Annotated in this window: 1 protein-coding gene; it reads right to left on the bottom strand. The window is 39.1% G+C overall.

The window, feature by feature from the left end; genetic code table 11:
• Window positions 1–43: 43 nt before the first annotated feature.
• Window positions 44–599: transposase (locus LB467_RS18685; RefSeq protein ID WP_224475663.1), on the bottom strand; the 556-nt coding region annotated here is incomplete at its 5' end.

The raw sequence follows: 599 nt of genomic DNA on the forward strand, positions 1-599 counted from the left end.
CTTCTGATCGCTTTTTAAGCTTACTTCCCTCAAGATCTCGGACTTATATAGTTAATTTAAGAATTCTCTTGAGGTTTACGGCGAAAATAGCAAGTGCCCCCTGCATTTGCATACTATGGATACCATATGCTATAGCACGATCGTACCCATGAACGTTTTTTAGTTCACTGTTTTTGGCCTCGATCTTATAGCGATGTTTCGATTTTTCCTTATAATATTCAGATTCCTCAAATATCATCTGTTCTTGGTGCAAACTTGATTTAATGGAGACCGAATAGCTTTTGGTCTTAGCCCCTGGCTTATAACAACCATCCCTTAATGGGCAAGTTTTGCATTTCTCTATATCAAAATAATAAGTGCATACTGGATTTCTGCTGCTGTTCTTTTTCCCTTGTCGCGCTTTTCGGATGGCCAGGTGTCCTCCTGGACACACAAACATATCGGCATCTTTGTTATAATCGAATCTATTTTCTTTCTTTCTAAGACCTTGTGTGATAATAGGGTTTAGCTTTGCCACTATCTTTATGGCCTCATTATTTTTATCTTTGAGTCTAAGGTTATCCTTGCCGGAATATGCGGTATCCCCGATTACGGTATCC

Source organism: Salegentibacter tibetensis (assembly GCF_020164485.1).
Classification (GTDB): domain Bacteria; phylum Bacteroidota; class Bacteroidia; order Flavobacteriales; family Flavobacteriaceae; genus Salegentibacter; species Salegentibacter tibetensis.